The following is a 16,161-nucleotide window of genomic DNA, read 5'->3' on the forward strand; positions in this document are numbered from 1 at the left end:
GCTGCGTCCCACGTCCAGCAGCTCAAGGAGGCGCAGGTGGCGCAGGTGCCGCAGACATTCTTCGATGCTCTCGCGGTACGCACCTGGTGCGGTCTCGCGCTCCGGGCGCTGGGACGGGCGCGCGAGGAGATCGACGCGATCAACGTCTACCCCGTGGCGGACGGGGACACCGGCACCAACCTGTATCTGACCGTGGAGTCCGCCTCGACCGCGGTCGAGGCGGTGTTCGCGGGGTACGAGGCCGCCTCCGAGGGACCGTCCCTGGCGGATGCCACGCGCGCGATGGCGCACGGCGCTCTCATAGGGGCCCGGGGAAACTCCGGGACGATCCTCGCGCAGTTGCTGCGCGGCATGGCCCAGGTGCTCGCCGCCGACCACGACACCGCTCACACCGACGGGCCGGGGCTGCGGCTGGCCCTGAGGCACGCCGCCGACTCCGCCCGCCAGGCCGTGGCCCATCCCGTCGAGGGCACGGTCCTGTCCGTCGCCTCGGCCGCGGCCGACGCGGCCGAGGGGGCGGAGGGCGACTGCGGGACGGTCGCGCGGGCCGCCTACGCGGGGGCGTGCGCGGCGCTGGTCGCGACCCCCGCGCAGTTGGCCGTACTGGAGCGGGCCGGGGTGGTCGACGCCGGCGGGCGGGGGCTGGTGGCGGTCCTCGGGGCGCTGGTCGAGACGTTCACGGGGGAGATGCCGGGGGAGGTGGCGCTGTCGGCGCCGCACGCGCGCGTGCATGACGGGCCGGCCGGATCGCCGCACGCGCGTGTGGCGGACGGAAGTGCGTCAGAGGGCCCTCTTGCCGCCGCTCTCGCCGCCGAGTGCGGGGACACGGACACCCCGGCCGCTCCGGAGCACGGTGGGCCCGCCTTCGAGGTGATCTACCTCCTGGAGGCCGACGACGCGGCCGTCGAGCGGCTGCGGGAGCGGCTCGACGCCCTGGGGGACTCTCTCGTCGTGGTCGGCGGCGACGGGCTGTGGAACGTCCACGTGCACGTCGACGACGCGGGCGCGGCTGTGGAGGCGGGCGTGGAGGCGGGGCGGCCGTACCGGATCCGGATCACGCACTTCGGGCTCGGCGACGTGCACACCACCGGCGCCGAGCGGCCGCCCCGGGAGCGCGCCCAGCGTGCCGTCGTGGCCGTCGTGCCCGGCGAGGGCCTGGCCGGGCTCTACACCGAGGCGGGCGCGACCACCGTGCTCGCGCGCCCCGGGGAGCCGCCCGCGAGCGGGGAACTCGTCGAGGCCGTACGGCGGGCCCACGCGCGCGAGGTGGTGCTGCTGCCCAACGACGCGGACCTGCGCCACACCGCTGCCGCGGCAGCCGAGCAGGCCCGCACGGAGGGCATCCGGGTGGCCCTCATCCCGACGCGCTCCGCGGTCCAGGGCATCGCCGCGCTCGCCGTGCACGAGCCGGACCGCCGCTTCGACGAGGACGTCGTGACGATGACCTCGGCGGCGGGAGCCACCCGGTACGCCGAAGTCGTCGTCGCGGAACGCCAGTCGTGGACCATGGCCGGCATCTGTCAGGCCGGCGACGTCCTCGGCCTCATCGACGGCGACGTGGCCGTCATCGGGGAGGACGTCACCGTCACCGCCGAAACGGTTCTCGACCGCATGCTCGCGGCCGGCGGCGAACTGGTCACGCTCGTCCTGGGCAACGAGGCTCCCGAGCCGATCGCCGAGCACCTCGAAGCGCGCGTCCGGGAGGCGTACCTGGCCGTCGACACGGTGGTGTACCGGGGCGGGCGGCAGGGGGCCGTGCTCCTCATCGGGGTCGAGTAGGCCCTGGGTAACGGGGTCGAGCGGGCCCCCAGGTCGCGCAACCCCTAGTCGGCCGGTTGTTCGTCCGTCTGTGCCGCCGCCTGGTCTTCCACGACCTGGAGCAACTGCCGGGCCTCGGCCAGTCGCGCCACGGCCACCTCGTCCTCGGTGGCGCCGTACGAGGCCAGTACCGCACGCGCGCGTGCCGCCGCCCGGTCGGGGCGGCTCAGGTCGGCCTCCAGCCAGCCCGCGGTGAGTTCGGCGCCGGTCCGGCTGTGCAGGGCGTCGGCCCCGAGGGAGGCGAACAGCACGATGGCCTCGGCCACTTGGGCCAGGGACTCCTCCAACACGGCCCGGATCGAGTCGTCCTCGGCGTCCTCGGCGGCGGAACGGGCCAGCAGGTCGCCGAACTGGCGCCGGGTGTGGCCGAGTTCGGAGACGAGCCGCTGCCGGGCCTCCTCGTCGGCCACCTCCGAGCCCAGCGCCGCCTCGCACTCCCGGACCGCGCTCGCCATCAGCGCACGTGCCTCGTCGGGCCCCTCCTCCGGACGCAGCGCGAGCCACGCGCGGGCGCGCAGGGAGCGGACCAGGCCGTGGACGTTGCCGAGCGAGCGCCACAGGTCGCCCGCGCGCGCGTACGACCGGTCCGCTTCGGCGTGCAGGCCCGCGTGCCCGAGGGACTCCGCGGCGAGATGGGCCAGCGTCGCGTGGTCGTGCTGCTCGGGCCAGTGCCGGGCGAGCTCGGCCGCCTGGAGCCGCCGTTCGGCGGCCGCGCGGTGCTCGCCCAGCTCGCTCAGGCAGTCGCCGAGCCACCACTGCGTCTGCACGATCGCGCCGTCGCCGTGCGTCTCGGCGTGCAGATCGGGCAGCGCCGACTCCAGCACCTCCGCGGCCTCGGCCCATCGCCCCAGCCGCAGCAGGAACCCGCCGAGCTGCTGCCGGGCCCAGGCACCGAGCGTCCGCCCCTCGCCGGCCTCGTCGGCCCAGTGCGCCGCCTCCAAGGCGTGCTCGGCCGCCTCCTCCGCCAGCCCTCTGCCGCCGACGACCTCGGCGAGCTGGAGGTGCAGCTGGGCCCGCCCGGTCGCCTCCAGATGCGGACCGCCGTGCTCCAGGGCCGCCCGCAGCGCCCGCTCCGTCTCGGCCAGGTCGCCCAGATGATGGGCGAGTCCGGCCAACCGCGCCTCGTACTCCACCGCGAACCACGGCAGCCCCGCCCCCACGAACGCCGCCGCGGCCCGCGCGAACAGCTCCGCGGCCGCCTCCACGTCCCCGCCGAGCGCCGCCAGCTCCGCGAGCATCGCCTGCGCCTCAGCGGCCCGCGACGCCAGCCGTACGTCGTCCCCGGCCCGCCCCTCGACCAACGCCAGCACTTCCCGCGCGGCCACTTCGGCCTCGGCCAGCACGGATTCCACGGAGGGGCGAGAGGGCGGAGTCGCTGCGTCTTGGTGGCCGTCGGCCGGGCTGGGGCGGGTGCCCTGGGAGCCGTGGTCCGGGAGCGTGCCGCCCGCAGAGTCGTCGGCCGGAACCGCTCTGCCGCTACGGGCGTCGGCTGGGGTCGGCTCGCCTTGCAAGCCGCCCGACGGAGTCACGGTTCCTCGGTCGTCGGCCGGGTCCGTGACGGTGGCCCCGGAGCTGCCGTCCGACGTCACGGCGTCCCGAGGGCTGTCGTCCGACGTCACGGCGTCCCGAGGGCTGTCGTCCGGGGTCACGGCGTCCCGAGGGCTGTCGTCCGGCGTCACGGCGTCCCGAGGGCCGTCGTCCGGGGCCACCTCGCCCCACGAGCCGTCGATCGGCGCTCCGGCCTCCCGCGTCTCACCGGCCGGGCCCTCGTCGTCGCCCAAGGACTCGACGACCTCGTGCACCCGCCGCATCAGGATCCGCGCCCGCCCCATCAGCACGGACGCCGTCTGCCGGACGCCCGTGCCGCCCTCGGCGTACAGGGCGAGGATCTCGTCGTAGGGCTCGGCGACCGCGGTCAGCGCCTCGTCCACGTGGCCCGCGAGGGCGCGTACGTACGCCGCACGCGTGTGTGCGGCCAGGGCCTCTCCGGGGTCGCCCGCCTCGGCGTACAGCTCGGCGGCGTGCTCGAAGAGGCCGACGCCCTCGGGGCCCCGGTCCATCGCCTCGTGGTCGGCGATCTCCGCCCGGTCGCGGGCGGCCAGCTCGACGCCCTGCGCGGCCCGGGCGACGGCCGCCCACGCCTCTACGGCGTTCGGCTGCAGGGTGTCCGACAGTCGCCGCGCCTCGGCGAGCAGTGCGGCCAGAGCGGGTTCGTCCGGGGTGACGGCCACCTGGGCCGGCACGGGAGGCGAAGCCACTGCCCGCGCCGACCGCACCCCCAGCGGCAGCCGCTCCACCAGCGGCCGCTGCGCCATACGCGCGCGTGCCCGCTCGCTGACGTGCCGCGTGCCGTTGCGCTCGTCGAAGCGGGCGGCCAGCGCGAGGGCCTCCTCGCGCGCGTGGGCGGCGAGTTCGCGCGCGCTCCACGCGCGGTCGGCGGGTCCGGGCACCCGCTGGTCGCCGAGTCCCCGTTCGGTCAGGCGGTCCATGAGCAGGGCCACCACGGCCATGAAGTCCAGCTTGCTGCGTGGATGCCCGTCGTCCGTGAAGTACGCCGACCGCTCCGCGAGCAACTCCAGGCCACGCGCCTCGTTGCCGGACAACGCGCAGAACTCGACGTGGTCCGCATAGGCGCCGCGCATGCTCTCCATGGCCCGTACGAGCCGGAAGCCCCGCAGATGGTTGGCCCGCGCCTCGTCCACGCGTCCGAGCCGCAGCAGGGGGACCAGGGAGGACGCGAGCACCGTGTGCGGCTCGTGGGCGCAGGTGTACTCGCCCTCCAGAACCGGCGCCCACAGCTCCAGCGCCTCGGCGTCCCGCCCGCACTCCGCCTGCCACCAGCCCTGCCCGTGCAGCTCACAGGCGTGGCAGTCGGCCATGGCGTCCCGGTCGGCGGCCAGCCACGCGGCGTACGCCCGCTCGGCCCGTGCCACGTCCCCGATGTGCGCGGCCACACTGAACTCGGCGCTGCGCACAGCCCGTTCGGAGTGCCCGGCCAGCCGGTAGCGGTGTTCCATCTCGCCGAGCCACTTCTCGACGGAGGCGAGCGGAATGTGCGGCTGGTCGAGCATGCCGGACGACATCCACTTGAACACCCAGTGCAGCGAGTGCGTCTCGTACTCGTCGAAGTCCTCGGGCCGCTCGTCCCACATGCGCAGCAGCCGCGCGAAGGGGACGAACATCTTGGCCTTCTCGGAGCTGTAGTTGTAGACCTTCAGCTGGTGCCCGAGCGCTTCTATCACCGCGAGCGGGATGTTCAGCTTCTCCGCCTCGGCGAGCAGCCGCTCCGCGCGCGCGTTGCGGGCCGGCCCTTCCGGTTGCTCGGAGTTCTCCGCCATCGCCCGGCGCAGCTCGTCGAAGTCCGTGATCTCACTCATCGGTGACCGTCCTCGCCGTGGGTGGCCCATTCCAGGAGGCCGATGAACGCCCGGTTCAGCAGAGCGGAGTCCGCGGGCCTGAGCGGCCGCTGCGCCATCAGCAGAGCCTGCCCGTACAGGGACTCCGTGGCGGTGCCGATCAGCTCCGGGTCGCCGAGTGAACTGATCCGCCGGATCAGCGGGTTGAGGTGGTTGAGCACCAGCCGCGCGCGCGGGGCGCTGCCCCGCAGCGAGCCGAGGATGCCCGCCCACAGGTCGTCGGCCTGCTCCGCGGCCTCCGCCCGGGCCTGCTCGTGCCGCGCCGCCCGGTCGTCCAGGTGCAGCGCGGGCACGGACAGGGGATGGAAGGCCCGCAGGACGACGTCGCAGCCCAAGGGGTCGAGTTTCGCCCGCGCGGCCGCCAGGAAGCCCGCCAGGGCCAGCTCCTCGACCGGATCGACCGCATCCAGATGGGCGGTCACGGTGTCGGCGTCCAGCTCGGCGACCACCGTCCCCGGCCGCACCGAGGGCAGCGCCTCGATCAGCTCGCTGTCGTAGGTGTAGCCGCCGTTGATCACTCCGACACCCTGCGCGGACGCGATCGGGGCGACCTGCCGGAACTCCTCGACGGTCCGCGTGAAGTGCACCACCGGGTGCCGCTGCGCGAACTCCTCCAGGGACAGCTGCCCGTCGGTCGTCTCGAAGGGCAGCCACGGGAGCATCGTGCGCAGCATCTCCCGGTCGTGCCGCGCCAGCGACTTCACGCCCAGGTGGTGCACGGCCAGGAAGGCCGCCAGGCGCTCCGGATCACCGGCCGCGAGGCCCGTCAGCCAGGAACGGATCCGCTCGCCCAGCGCCTCCCGGACGGCCGCCAGTGTCTCGTCCTCGTACAAGGACTCGCGCGAGGCGGTGGGCCGCAGGCTGTCCGTGTCCAGGACGCAGCGCACGAAGAACGCCCAGTCCGGCAGCAGCTGTTCGCCCCGCTCGGTCAGCAGCATGCCCTTCAGGTGCACGCGGTGACTCGCCCGCTGGGCCGGACTCACCGCCGACGGCAGGACGTACGCCACCCCGCGGATCCCGGCGAGCGGCACGTCCAGCGCGATCGAGTCAAGCGGGGTGAACCCGAACAGGTCGTAGCAGTGCCGCGCCAGGGCGACCCGCCGGGTGGCGGGGCTCGGGTACGTCCGGTCCCAGGGCGCCGGCAGGTCGGTGACCGCCTCGTCGCCCACCCGCACGTCGTACGGCAGCAGCGAGCCGAAGTCCCGCGCCAGCGCGAGGACCCGCTCCTCGGACAGCCACTCCCCGGCGCCCGCTCGCGCCACCAGGTGCACGGTGGTGCCCGGCTGCGGACGGGCCTCGTCCGGCAGCGTCCGCACGGTGTACGAACCGTCGTCGCTCGCCGTCCACTCCACGGGCGGGGCACCCGGCGTACGCGCGCTGCGACTGACCACCCGGATCCGCTCGGCGACCACGAAACAGGCGAGCAGCCCGATGCCGAACTGCCCGAGGAAGTCTGAGCGGGCCTCCTCAAGCCCGTCGGAACGCTTGGAGCTGCGCCCGATGGTGGCGAGCAGGGTGTGCACGTCCGCCTCGGTGAGCCCGACCCCGGAGTCCTCGACACGCAGGGACCCGCCCTCGGCGTACAGCCGCACGTGCGCCGGCGCGTCGGACTGCTCGGCCCGCCGGGCGGTGATCGCGTCCACCGCGTTCTGCAGCAGCTCGCGCAGGTAGACCTTCGGGCTGGAGTAGAGGTGGTGGGAGAGCAGGTCCACCAGACCACGCAGGTCGACCTGGAACGTATGAGGTGACTGGGGCGAGGGAGATGCCGGGGAGGGCTGTGAGGTCTGGGAGTCCATCGTCGCAGCGCCGGTGGGGGAGGGGCGACGGCGCGGGGTCGGGCGGTCCCGGTGAGGCGGTGACCGCGGGGATGGCCGGAGGCGCGCCATCCTAAGGCCCCAACCAGCCGTCTGACCAGGGGTTTCCCGAGACGTATACGGCTTTGTCAGTGCCGTGGTGTGCAATGGATCTCGTGCCCGCACTGGAAAAACCACTGGAACAGCCGCTGAAGGCAGTGCTCGGCCCCGCCACCGCGAAGGTGATGGCCGAGCATCTCGGCCTGCACACCGTCGGCGACCTCCTGCACCACTACCCGCGCAGATACGAGGAGCGGGGCCAGCTCACCCACCTCGCCGACCTCCCCATGGACGAGCACGTCACGGTGGTCGCCCAGGTCGCCGACGCACGCCTGCACACCTTTGCCTCGGCCAAGGCCCCGCGCGGCAAGGGACAGCGCCTGGAAGTGACCATCACGGACGGCAGTGGCCGCCTCCAACTGGTCTTCTTCGGCCACGGCGTTCACAAGCCCCACAAGGAACTCCTGCCGGGCACACGCGCATTGTTCGCGGGCAAGGTCTCCGTCTTCAACCGTCGCCTTCAACTGGCCCACCCGGCCTACGAATTGCTACGGGGCGACAGTGAGGAAGCCGTGGATGCCTGGGCGGGCGCCCTCATCCCCCTCTACCCCGCCACCGCCAAGCTGGAGTCCTGGAAGATCGGCAAGGCGATCCAGACCGTCCTGCCCAGCGCCCAGGAAGCCCTCGACCCGCTCCCGGACTCCCTCCGCGAGGGCCGTGGCCTGGTCTCTCTCCCCGAGGCACTCCTCAAGATCCACCGCCCGCACACCAAGGCGGACATCGACGACGCCCGCGCCCGCCTCAAGTGGGACGAGGCCTTCGTCCTCCAGGTCGCCCTCGCCCGCCGCCGCCACGCCGACGCCCAACTCCCCGCCGTCCCCCGTGAACCCGCCCCCGACGGCCTGCTCACCGCCTTCGACGCCCGTCTGCCCTTCACCCTCACCGACGGCCAGCAGAAGGTCTCCCGGGAGATCTTCGACGACCTGGCGACGGACCACCCGATGCACCGGCTGCTCCAGGGCGAGGTCGGCAGCGGGAAGACCATGGTGGCCCTGCGCGCCATGCTCGCCGTGGTCGACGCCGGCGGCCAGGCCGCGATGCTGGCGCCCACCGAGGTTCTCGCCCAGCAGCACCACCGGTCGGTCGTCGAGATGATGGGGGAGCTGGCCGAGGGCGGGATGCTCGGCGGGGCCGAGAAGGCCACCAAGGTGGTGCTGCTCACCGGGTCCATGGGCGTCGCCGGCCGCCGCCAGGCACTGCTCGATCTCGTCACCGGGGAGGCCGGGATCGTGATCGGCACGCACGCGTTGATCGAGGACAAGGTGCAGTTCCACGACCTTGGGCTGGTCGTGGTGGACGAACAGCACCGGTTCGGTGTCGAGCAGCGCGACGCCCTGCGCGGCAAGGGCAAGCAGCCGCCCCACCTCCTCGTCATGACCGCCACGCCCATTCCGCGCACGGTCGCCATGACCGTCTTCGGGGACCTGGAGACCTCCGTCCTCGACCAGCTCCCGGCCGGCCGCTCGCCGATCGCCAGCCATGTCGTGCCGGCCGCCGACAAGCCCCACTTCCTGGCGCGGGCCTGGGAGCGGGTGCGCGAGGAGGTGGAGAACGGCCACCAGGCGTACGTCGTCTGCCCGCGCATCGGCGACGAGGAGGACGACCCCAAGAAGGCCGGCAAGAAGAAGTCCGCCGAGGACGAGGCCGAGAAGCGCCCGCCGCTCGCCGTCCTCGACGTCGCCGACCAGCTCGCCAAGGGGCCGCTCACCGGCCTCAGGGTGGAGGTCCTGCACGGCCGGATGCACCCCGACGACAAGGACGCGGTCATGAGGCGCTTCGCCGCCGGGGAGACCGACGTCCTGGTCGCCACCACGGTCATCGAGGTCGGCGTCAACGTCCCCAACGCCACCGCCATGGTGATCATGGACGCCGACCGCTTCGGCGTCTCCCAGCTGCACCAGCTGCGCGGCCGGGTCGGCCGTGGCTCGGCGGCCGGCCTGTGCCTCCTGGTCAGCGAGATGCCGGAGGCGAGCCCGGCCCGCCAGCGGCTGAACGCCGTGGCCGCCACCCTCGACGGCTTCGAGCTCTCCCGCATCGACCTCGAACAGCGCCGAGAGGGCGACGTCCTCGGCCAGGCCCAGTCCGGAGCCCGCACCAGCCTGCGGATGCTCGCGGTCATCGAGGACGAGGAGATCATCGCGGAGGCCAGGCAGGAGGCGGCGGCCGTGGTGGCGGCCGATCCGGACCTGGAGCGGCTGCCCGGCCTGCGCACGGCCTTGGACGCCCTCCTGGACGAGGAAAGGGAGCAGTACCTGGAGAAGGGCTAGAGGACACACTCCGGCCCTCAGCCGAGCGGGGACCCGCGCGGCTGACCCCACGGACCCGCAGCCGCCCACGACACACAGCACCCCCCACCTCCGCCTGCCAAACTGGACCTGTAACCGCCCCTCGAACAAGGACCCCAGATGACCCGCGTGATCGCCGGCGCAGCCGGCGGACGTCGCCTAGCCGTCCCACCGGGAACCGGCACCCGTCCCACCTCCGGCCGCGCACGCGAGGGCCTCTTCTCCACCTGGCAGTCCCTGCTGGGCGGCCCGCTGGACGGCGAGCGGGTCCTCGACCTGTACGCCGGTTCGGGCGCCGTCGGTCTGGAGGCGCTGTCCCGCGGCGCCGGCCACACCCTGCTCGTGGAGGCCGACGCCCGGGCCGCCCGCATCGTCCGGGAGAACGTGAAGAGCCTGGGTCTGGCCGGCGCCGAGGTCAGGGCGGGCAAGGCCCGGCAGGTGATCCAGACTCCGCCCGCGCAGCCGTACGACCTCGTCTTCCTGGACCCGCCGTACGCCGTCACGGACGACGATCTTCGGGAGATTCTGCTCACACTCCGTACGCAGGGCTGGCTCACGGACGATGCCCTCGTCACCGTGGAGCGCAGCACCAGAGGCGGCGAATTCAGGTGGCCGGACGGCTTCGAGGCGATCCGGGCCCGTCGTTACGGCGAGGGAACGTTTTGGTACGGTCGCGCCGCCTCTACGTGCGAAGACGCACGATGACCGGACCGGAGAGCGAGGGATCTCAAGTGCGCCGCGCCGTCTGTCCCGGGTCGTTCGACCCGATCACCAACGGACATCTCGACATCATTTCCCGCGCCTCCCGTCTGTACGACGAGGTCTACGTCGCGGTGATGATCAACAAGTCCAAGAAGGGCCTGTTCGAGGTCGACGAGCGGATCGACCTGATCCGCCAGGTCACCGCCGAGTACGAGAACGTCCGGATCGAGGCCTTCCACGGCCTCCTCGTCGACTACTGCAAGCAGCGGGACATCCCCGCCATCGTCAAGGGGCTGCGGGCGGTGAGCGACTTCGACTACGAGCTGCAGATGGCCCAGATGAACATCGGCCTGTCGGGTGTGGAGACACTCTTCGTGCCGACCAACCCGACCTACAGCTTCCTCTCCTCCTCGCTCGTCAAGGAGGTCGCGACCTGGGGCGGAGACGTCTCCCACCTGGTGCCGGCCACCGTCCTCGAGGCTCTCAACGAGCGCCTGCGCAAGGACTGATGGGGCTACAGTCGTCCCGTCCGTCTCCAACACAGCTGTAGAGAGTGGCGAGCACAGGTGGACGTGCAGAAGAAGCTCGACGAGATCGTGGCCTCGGTCTCCGGTGCCCGGTCGATGCCCATGTCGGCCTCGTGCGTGGTCAACCGCGCCGAACTGCTCTCGATGCTCGAAGAGCTGCGCCAGGCCCTGCCCGGCTCCCTCGCCCAGGCCCAGGAGCTGATCGGCGACCGCGAGCAGATGGTCGAGCAGGCCCGTCAGGAGGCCGAGCGGATCATCGGTCAGGCGCACGCCGAGCGCGGCTCGCTGATCTCCGACACGGAGGTCGCCCGCCGCTCCCAGGCCGAGGCCGACCGCATCCTCGCCGAGGCCCGCAAGGAGGCCGAGGACGTCCGCGCGGAGGCGGACGACTACGTGGACTCCAAGCTCGCCAACTTCGAGGTCGTCCTCACCAAGACCCTCGGCTCGGTGGGCCGCGGCCGCGAGAAGCTCCTCGGCACCGGACCCGGCATCGACGAGCAGGGCTACGAGGACGAGGACGCCCCCGAGCGCAGCCACGACCCGGATACCCTGCGCCGCAGCGCCGACGAGTACGTCGACGTCAAGCTGGGCGCCTTCGAGGCGGTGCTCGCCAAGACCCTGGACGCCGTCGGGCGCGGCCGCCAGAAGCTGCACGGCCGAATCGCCTCGGACGACCTCGGCGCTCTCGCCGACGACCTCTCCACCCTCCAGCACTCCAGCGACGCCGACTACCTGGCCGACCTCGTCGCCCACGCCGAGGCGGGCACCCCGGCCGCCCAGGCCACCCCCGCCGAGCAGCCCGTACAGCAGCCGTACGACCAGCAGACCGCGCAGCCCGCCTACGGCTACCAGCAGCAGCCGGCCGCCGATCCCTACGGCGGCTACCAGCAGCAGTACGGCGGCCAGCAGGACCCGTACGGCTACCAGCAGGCCGATCCCTATGCCTACCAGGGCTACGAAGGCCAGCAGGGCACCTACGACCCGCACCAGGCCCAGCAGGGCTACGCCGAGCAGCAGCAGATGCCCGCACTCGACGAGACCAGTCTCTTCGACACCGGCATGATCAGCGCGGAGCAGCTGCGGGCCTATGAACAGGGGCGCGGAAACAACTGATCAGCCTCGTCGAAAAGGGGCGGTGGCCGGGAGCGCGCACCGGATTGGGCCGTGAGGGAAAGGTCCAGTATCCTGGCTCTTCGGTCGCGTGTACGTCCGCGATCAACGCTGCCCGGGAACACCGAAGGGCAGCGTCCCCCGAGCTCAGAAGATCGAAAGCAGGAATGGCTCTGAACGCCCGCCTCGACCACCGCAACCCTCTCGTGTTCGACACACACGAGCTGGGGCGGCGTCCTGGCGCGCTGCAGCGCCTGACCCGCGAGATCGACGCCCCCAAGGATCTCGGGATCCAGGAGGTCATCGGAGTGCCGGAAGGCGACCCGATGAAGCTTGATCTCCGCCTTGAGTCGGTCATGGAAGGGGTGCTTGTCACAGGCACCGCCCGTGCACGGGCCAAGGGGGAGTGCGTAAGGTGTCTGGAGCCGCTCGAGCTGCTGCTCGAAGCGGACTTCCAGGAGATGTTCTCGTACCCTGACGCCGACGACCGGGGCCGTGTGAAAGCGGAGCCGGCCGACGACGCCGAGGGATCCGTACAGGACGAGGACATGCTCTTCATCGAGGACGGCCTGTTCGACCTCGAACCCGTGCTGCGGGATGCGGTAGTGCTGTCACTGCCGATGCAGCCGGTGTGCCAGGAAGACTGTCTGGGCCTGTGCTCCGAGTGCGGAGCACGGCTCACGGACGACCCGGACCACCACCATGACGCCGTCGACATTCGTTGGGCGGCACTGCAGGGACTCGCCGATTCACTCGGAGACGGCGAGAAGGACGACATGAGCGGCGCCGAAGCGGGCGTCGACGAGAAGCAGGAGAAGTAGCCGTGGCTGTTCCGAAGCGGAAGATGTCGCGCAGCAACACGCGCCACCGCCGGTCGCAGTGGAAGGCTGCGGTCCCCACCCTGGTTGCGTGCGAGCGCTGCCACGAGCCCAAGCTGCAGCACATTGCGTGCCCGTCTTGCGGCACTTACAACAAGCGCCAGGTCCTCGAGGTCTGAGCGGCTGGTGAGAGGCACAGTGTCCACGCCAAAGAAGACCGCTCCCCGCGTGAGCGGGAGTAGCCCGGCGGACAACACAGCCTCGTCCCACACGCTGTTGGAAGGGCGGCTCGGGTACACACTCGAGTCCGCCCTTCTGGTGCGTGCGCTGACCCACCGTTCGTACGCGTACGAGAACGGCGGTCTGCCCACCAACGAGCGCCTGGAGTTCCTCGGGGACTCCGTACTCGGCCTCGTGGTCACGGACACGCTGTATCGCACCCACCCCGACCTGCCCGAAGGCCAACTGGCCAAGTTGCGGGCCGCGGTGGTCAACTCGCGTGCGCTGGCGGAGGTCAGCCGTGGGCTCGACCTGGGCTCTTTCATCCGGCTCGGCCGCGGTGAAGAGGGCACAGGCGGCCGGGACAAGGCGTCCATCCTCGCCGACACCCTGGAAGCGGTGATCGGCGCGGTCTATCTCGACCAGGGCCTGGACTCGGCGGCGGAGCTCGTGCACCGCCTGTTCGATCCCCTGATCGAGAAGTCCTCGAATCTCGGAGCCGGCCTGGACTGGAAGACCAGTCTCCAGGAGCTCACCGCGACCGAAGGACTCGGCGTGCCCGAGTACCTGGTCACGGAGACCGGCCCCGACCACGAAAAGGTCTTCACTGCTGCCGCCCGCGTCGGAGGCGTCTCGTACGGCACCGGCACCGGCCGCAGCAAGAAGGAGGCGGAGCAGCAGGCCGCCGAGTCCGCCTGGCGGGCCATTCGGGCCGCCGCGGACGAGCGAGCCAAGGAGGCGGCCGAGCGGGCCGCCGAGGACGGCGAAGGTCCGTCGTCCGTCTCCGCCTGACCGAACAAGCGCGACCGAGCGCCCGCCCCCGGGTCCTGCCCAGGGTCGGGCGCTCGACTCATACACCGGATGTGACGGGGGAGCCCCATGCCCGAGTTGCCCGAGGTCGAGGTCGTACGGCGCGGTCTGGAGCGGTGGGTCGCCCACCGGACGGTCGCCGAGGCCGAGGTGCTGCACCCGCGCGCGGTACGCCGTCATCCGGCCGGTGCCGACGACTTCGCCCACGGTCTCAAGGGACACCGCATCGGTGTGTCCAGCCGCCGGGGCAAGTACCTGTGGCTGCCGCTGGAGGACACCGACCAGGCGGTCCTGGCGCATCTCGGGATGAGCGGCCAGCTCCTGGTCCAGCCGCACGAGGCACCCGACGAGAAGCACCTCAGGATCCGGGTCCGGTTCGCGGACGAGGTGGACACGGAACTCCGCTTCGTCGATCAACGCACCTTCGGCGGCCTGTCGTTGCACGACACCACGCCGGACGGGCTGCCCGACGTCATCGCGCACATCGCCCGTGACCCCCTGGACCCCCTGTTCGACGACGAGGCATTCCACCAGGCTCTGCGCCGCAAGCGCAGCACCATCAAACGGGCCCTGCTCGACCAGTCGTTGATCAGCGGCGTCGGCAACATCTACGCGGACGAGGCCCTTTGGCGCGCCCGCATCCACTACGAGCGTCCGACGACCGGGTTCACACGACCGCGCAGCGCCGAACTCCTGGGCCACGTCCGGGACGTGATGAACGCGGCCCTCGCGGTCGGCGGCACGAGCTTCGACAGCCTCTACGTCAACGTCAACGGGGAGTCGGGCTACTTCGACCGCTCACTCGACGCGTACGGACGCGAGGGTCTGCCGTGCAGGCGCTGCGCCACGCCGATGCGCCGGCGCCCCTGGATGAACCGGTCCAGCTACTTCTGCCCGAGGTGTCAGAGGGCGCCGCGCGTCGCGTCGTAACGCTCGCGGGCCGTCAGTACGTCGCCCATCCGGCCCTCCACGAACTGGATGAGGCCCATCAGCCGCGTGGCGACCTCACGGCCGAGCGGCGTCAGTTCGTAGTCCACGCGGGGCGGGTTGGTGGGCTGGGCCTCGCGGTGGACCAGGCCGTCGCGTTCCAGGGCGTGCAGTGTCTGGGAGAGCATCTTCTCGCTCACGCCGTCCACGCGGCGGCGCAGCTCGTTGAAGCGCAGCGAGCCCTCGTGCAGGGCGCCGAGGGTGAGCGCGCCCCAGCGTCCCGTGACGTGCTCCAGGGTGCCGCGCGAGGGGCAGGCCTTGGCGAACACGTCGAACGGGAGGTCCTGCGCCTCCGTGCGCTCCTGCGTGGTGTCCATACCTCAAGCGTACTCGAAGGCAGCGCTAACTGACAGGTTGCACTAACTGTCAGTTAGCGCAACCTGTCGGAGTCACCGGGACTAGTACCCGAAGTCCTGCGTCCACCAAGGGCCGCCCGACCCGAGGTGCACGCCGACTCCCAGCGTCTTGAAGTCGCAGTTCAGGATGTTGGCCTTGTGGCCGGGACTGTTCATCCAGGCTTCCATCACCGCGGCCGCGTCGGCCTGGCCCCGGGCTATGTTCTCGCCGCCGAGGTCGGTGATGCCGGCCTTCGCGGCCCGGTCCCAGGGGCTCAGACCGGAGGGGTCGGTGTGGTCGAAGAAGCCGCGCTCGGCCATGTCCTGACTGAAGGCCTGGGCGAGGTCGGCCAGCGCGCTGTTCGCGGCGACCGCGCTGCAGCCCACCTTCGCGCGCTCCTCGTTGACGAGCTTCAGCACCTCGGCCGCGGCGGCGGTCTCCGCGGACACCGTCACGGGGGCACTGGTCTCCTTCGGCGGCGCCGGCGCCTTGGTGGCCGCCTGGGAAGGAATCGTCTTCGGCTTCTTGCTGGGGGTGGCCTTCGGCTTCTTCGACGGCGTCTCGGTCGGCGCGGCAGAAGACGTCGAGGGGGCGGGCGCGGGCGAGGCGGAGCGGTCGGCGTCGCGGCTGGTGGCCCCCTCGTCGCGGCTCTCGGCGCTGCCGGAGGTGCCGCCCTGCTCGGACGGGCTGCTGGTCGGCGAGTCCGCGGCCTGCACGCTGTCGCCGCCGGTGCTGCTGCCCCCGCCGAGCTTGTAGTTCTCGAGGCCGGGTACCGCACCCGTGGCGACCGCGACCGTACCGAGGGCGACCGCCGCGGAGACGCCGAGCAGACCGGTCTTCACCGGTGTCACGGTCCTCTTCCGCCGGCGGTGCGAGCCTCGCCGTGGGCCGTTGCCGGGCGTGAAGCTCTCGCCCCGGTAGGCGGCGTAGTCCTCCTCCGTCGCGAAGAGGTAGGCGTCACTCCTCGCGTTGGCCTCGGCGCGCACCTCGGGGTTCAGATAGGGGGCGGTGCCCATCGTGGGGTGGTCCCCGTACGAGTCGTGGTGCGCGTAACTCCCCGCGTACGGGTCGTACGCCTCGGTCACCCCTGTGGCGCGGCCCGTGGCGGCGCGGCCGGCGGCGGAGCGTCGGTGGCGTCCCATGTCCTTGCCTTCCTCGTCCTGGCGGTCGACGCGTCCCCCCGGTCAACCAAGCTCACGAAACCCACACGATCGAGTGAG

Annotated in this window: 12 protein-coding genes and 1 pseudogene; 9 read left to right on the top strand and 4 right to left on the bottom strand. The window is 72.1% G+C overall.

Going from position 1 to position 16,161, the window contains the following annotated elements:
• Positions 1 to 36 precede the first annotated feature (36 nt).
• The gene (locus tag ACWBNA_RS29400; RefSeq protein ID WP_482707538.1) at positions 37 to 1,779 is read left to right on the top strand and encodes a DAK2 domain-containing protein; all 1,743 of its coding nucleotides are present in this window, start codon (positions 37 to 39) and stop codon (positions 1,777 to 1,779) included.
• A 44-nt stretch (positions 1,780 to 1,823) separates the two neighbouring features.
• On the opposite strand, the gene ACWBNA_RS29405 is transcribed toward ACWBNA_RS29400, so the two are convergent.
• Together ACWBNA_RS29405 and ACWBNA_RS29410 are read right to left on the bottom strand one after the other, a co-directional pair.
• Complete coding sequence (locus ACWBNA_RS29405; RefSeq protein ID WP_482707539.1) at positions 1,824 to 5,195, bottom strand: tetratricopeptide repeat protein; 3,372 nt, start codon at positions 5,193 to 5,195, stop codon at positions 1,824 to 1,826.
• Positions 5,192 to 7,030 (bottom strand): HSP90 family protein, encoded by a 1,839-nt coding sequence (locus ACWBNA_RS29410; protein WP_482707540.1) that lies wholly within the window; start codon positions 7,028 to 7,030, stop codon positions 5,192 to 5,194. The genes ACWBNA_RS29405 and ACWBNA_RS29410 overlap by 4 nt, the downstream gene beginning before the upstream one ends.
• 164 nt (positions 7,031 to 7,194) lie before the next feature.
• Between ACWBNA_RS29410 and recG the strand changes: the two genes are divergently transcribed.
• The 8 genes and pseudogenes from recG (at position 7,195) to mutM (ending at position 14,548) form a co-directional block, all read left to right on the top strand.
• Entirely contained in the window at positions 7,195 to 9,414 is a 2,220-nt protein-coding gene (gene recG / locus ACWBNA_RS29415) for an ATP-dependent DNA helicase RecG (protein ID WP_482707541.1), read from the top strand.
• Positions 9,415 to 9,546: 132 nt separating this feature from the next.
• A pseudogene (gene rsmD, locus ACWBNA_RS29420) lies at positions 9,547 to 10,137 on the top strand (16S rRNA (guanine(966)-N(2))-methyltransferase RsmD); the annotation flags it as partial.
• A 26-nt stretch (positions 10,138 to 10,163) separates the two neighbouring features.
• Complete coding sequence (gene coaD, locus ACWBNA_RS29425; RefSeq protein WP_482707631.1) at positions 10,164 to 10,643, top strand: pantetheine-phosphate adenylyltransferase; 480 nt, start codon at positions 10,164 to 10,166, stop codon at positions 10,641 to 10,643.
• Between the two features lie 57 nt (positions 10,644 to 10,700).
• Positions 10,701 to 11,774: an ATP synthase F0 subunit B gene (locus tag ACWBNA_RS29430; RefSeq protein WP_482707542.1), complete on the top strand. Its 1,074-nt coding sequence runs from the start codon at positions 10,701 to 10,703 to the stop codon at positions 11,772 to 11,774.
• Between the two features lie 164 nt (positions 11,775 to 11,938).
• Complete coding sequence (locus tag ACWBNA_RS29435) at positions 11,939 to 12,592, top strand: YceD family protein (RefSeq protein WP_482707543.1); 654 nt, start codon at positions 11,939 to 11,941, stop codon at positions 12,590 to 12,592.
• A 2-nt stretch (positions 12,593 to 12,594) separates the two neighbouring features.
• Positions 12,595 to 12,768 (top strand): 50S ribosomal protein L32, encoded by a 174-nt coding sequence (gene rpmF, locus ACWBNA_RS29440; protein ID WP_007493396.1) that lies wholly within the window; start codon positions 12,595 to 12,597, stop codon positions 12,766 to 12,768.
• A gap of 19 nt (positions 12,769 to 12,787) precedes the next feature.
• The gene (gene rnc / locus ACWBNA_RS29445) at positions 12,788 to 13,600 is read left to right on the top strand and encodes a ribonuclease III (RefSeq protein ID WP_217234817.1); all 813 of its coding nucleotides are present in this window, start codon (positions 12,788 to 12,790) and stop codon (positions 13,598 to 13,600) included.
• An 87-nt stretch (positions 13,601 to 13,687) separates the two neighbouring features.
• Positions 13,688 to 14,548: a bifunctional DNA-formamidopyrimidine glycosylase/DNA-(apurinic or apyrimidinic site) lyase gene (mutM, locus tag ACWBNA_RS29450; RefSeq protein ID WP_482707544.1), complete on the top strand. Its 861-nt coding sequence runs from the start codon at positions 13,688 to 13,690 to the stop codon at positions 14,546 to 14,548.
• Here the strand turns inward: mutM and ACWBNA_RS29455 are convergent.
• Entirely contained in the window at positions 14,521 to 14,922 is a 402-nt protein-coding gene (locus ACWBNA_RS29455) for a winged helix-turn-helix transcriptional regulator (protein ID WP_482707545.1), read from the bottom strand. The two genes, mutM and ACWBNA_RS29455, sit on opposite strands and share 28 nt — an antisense overlap.
• An 81-nt stretch (positions 14,923 to 15,003) precedes the next feature.
• A complete protein-coding gene (locus tag ACWBNA_RS29460; protein WP_482707546.1) occupies positions 15,004 to 16,083 on the bottom strand; it encodes a CAP domain-containing protein in 1,080 nt (359 codons plus the stop codon).
• Positions 16,084 to 16,161: the final 78 nt, after the last annotated feature.

This window comes from Streptomyces sp. Q2 (assembly GCF_056820935.1).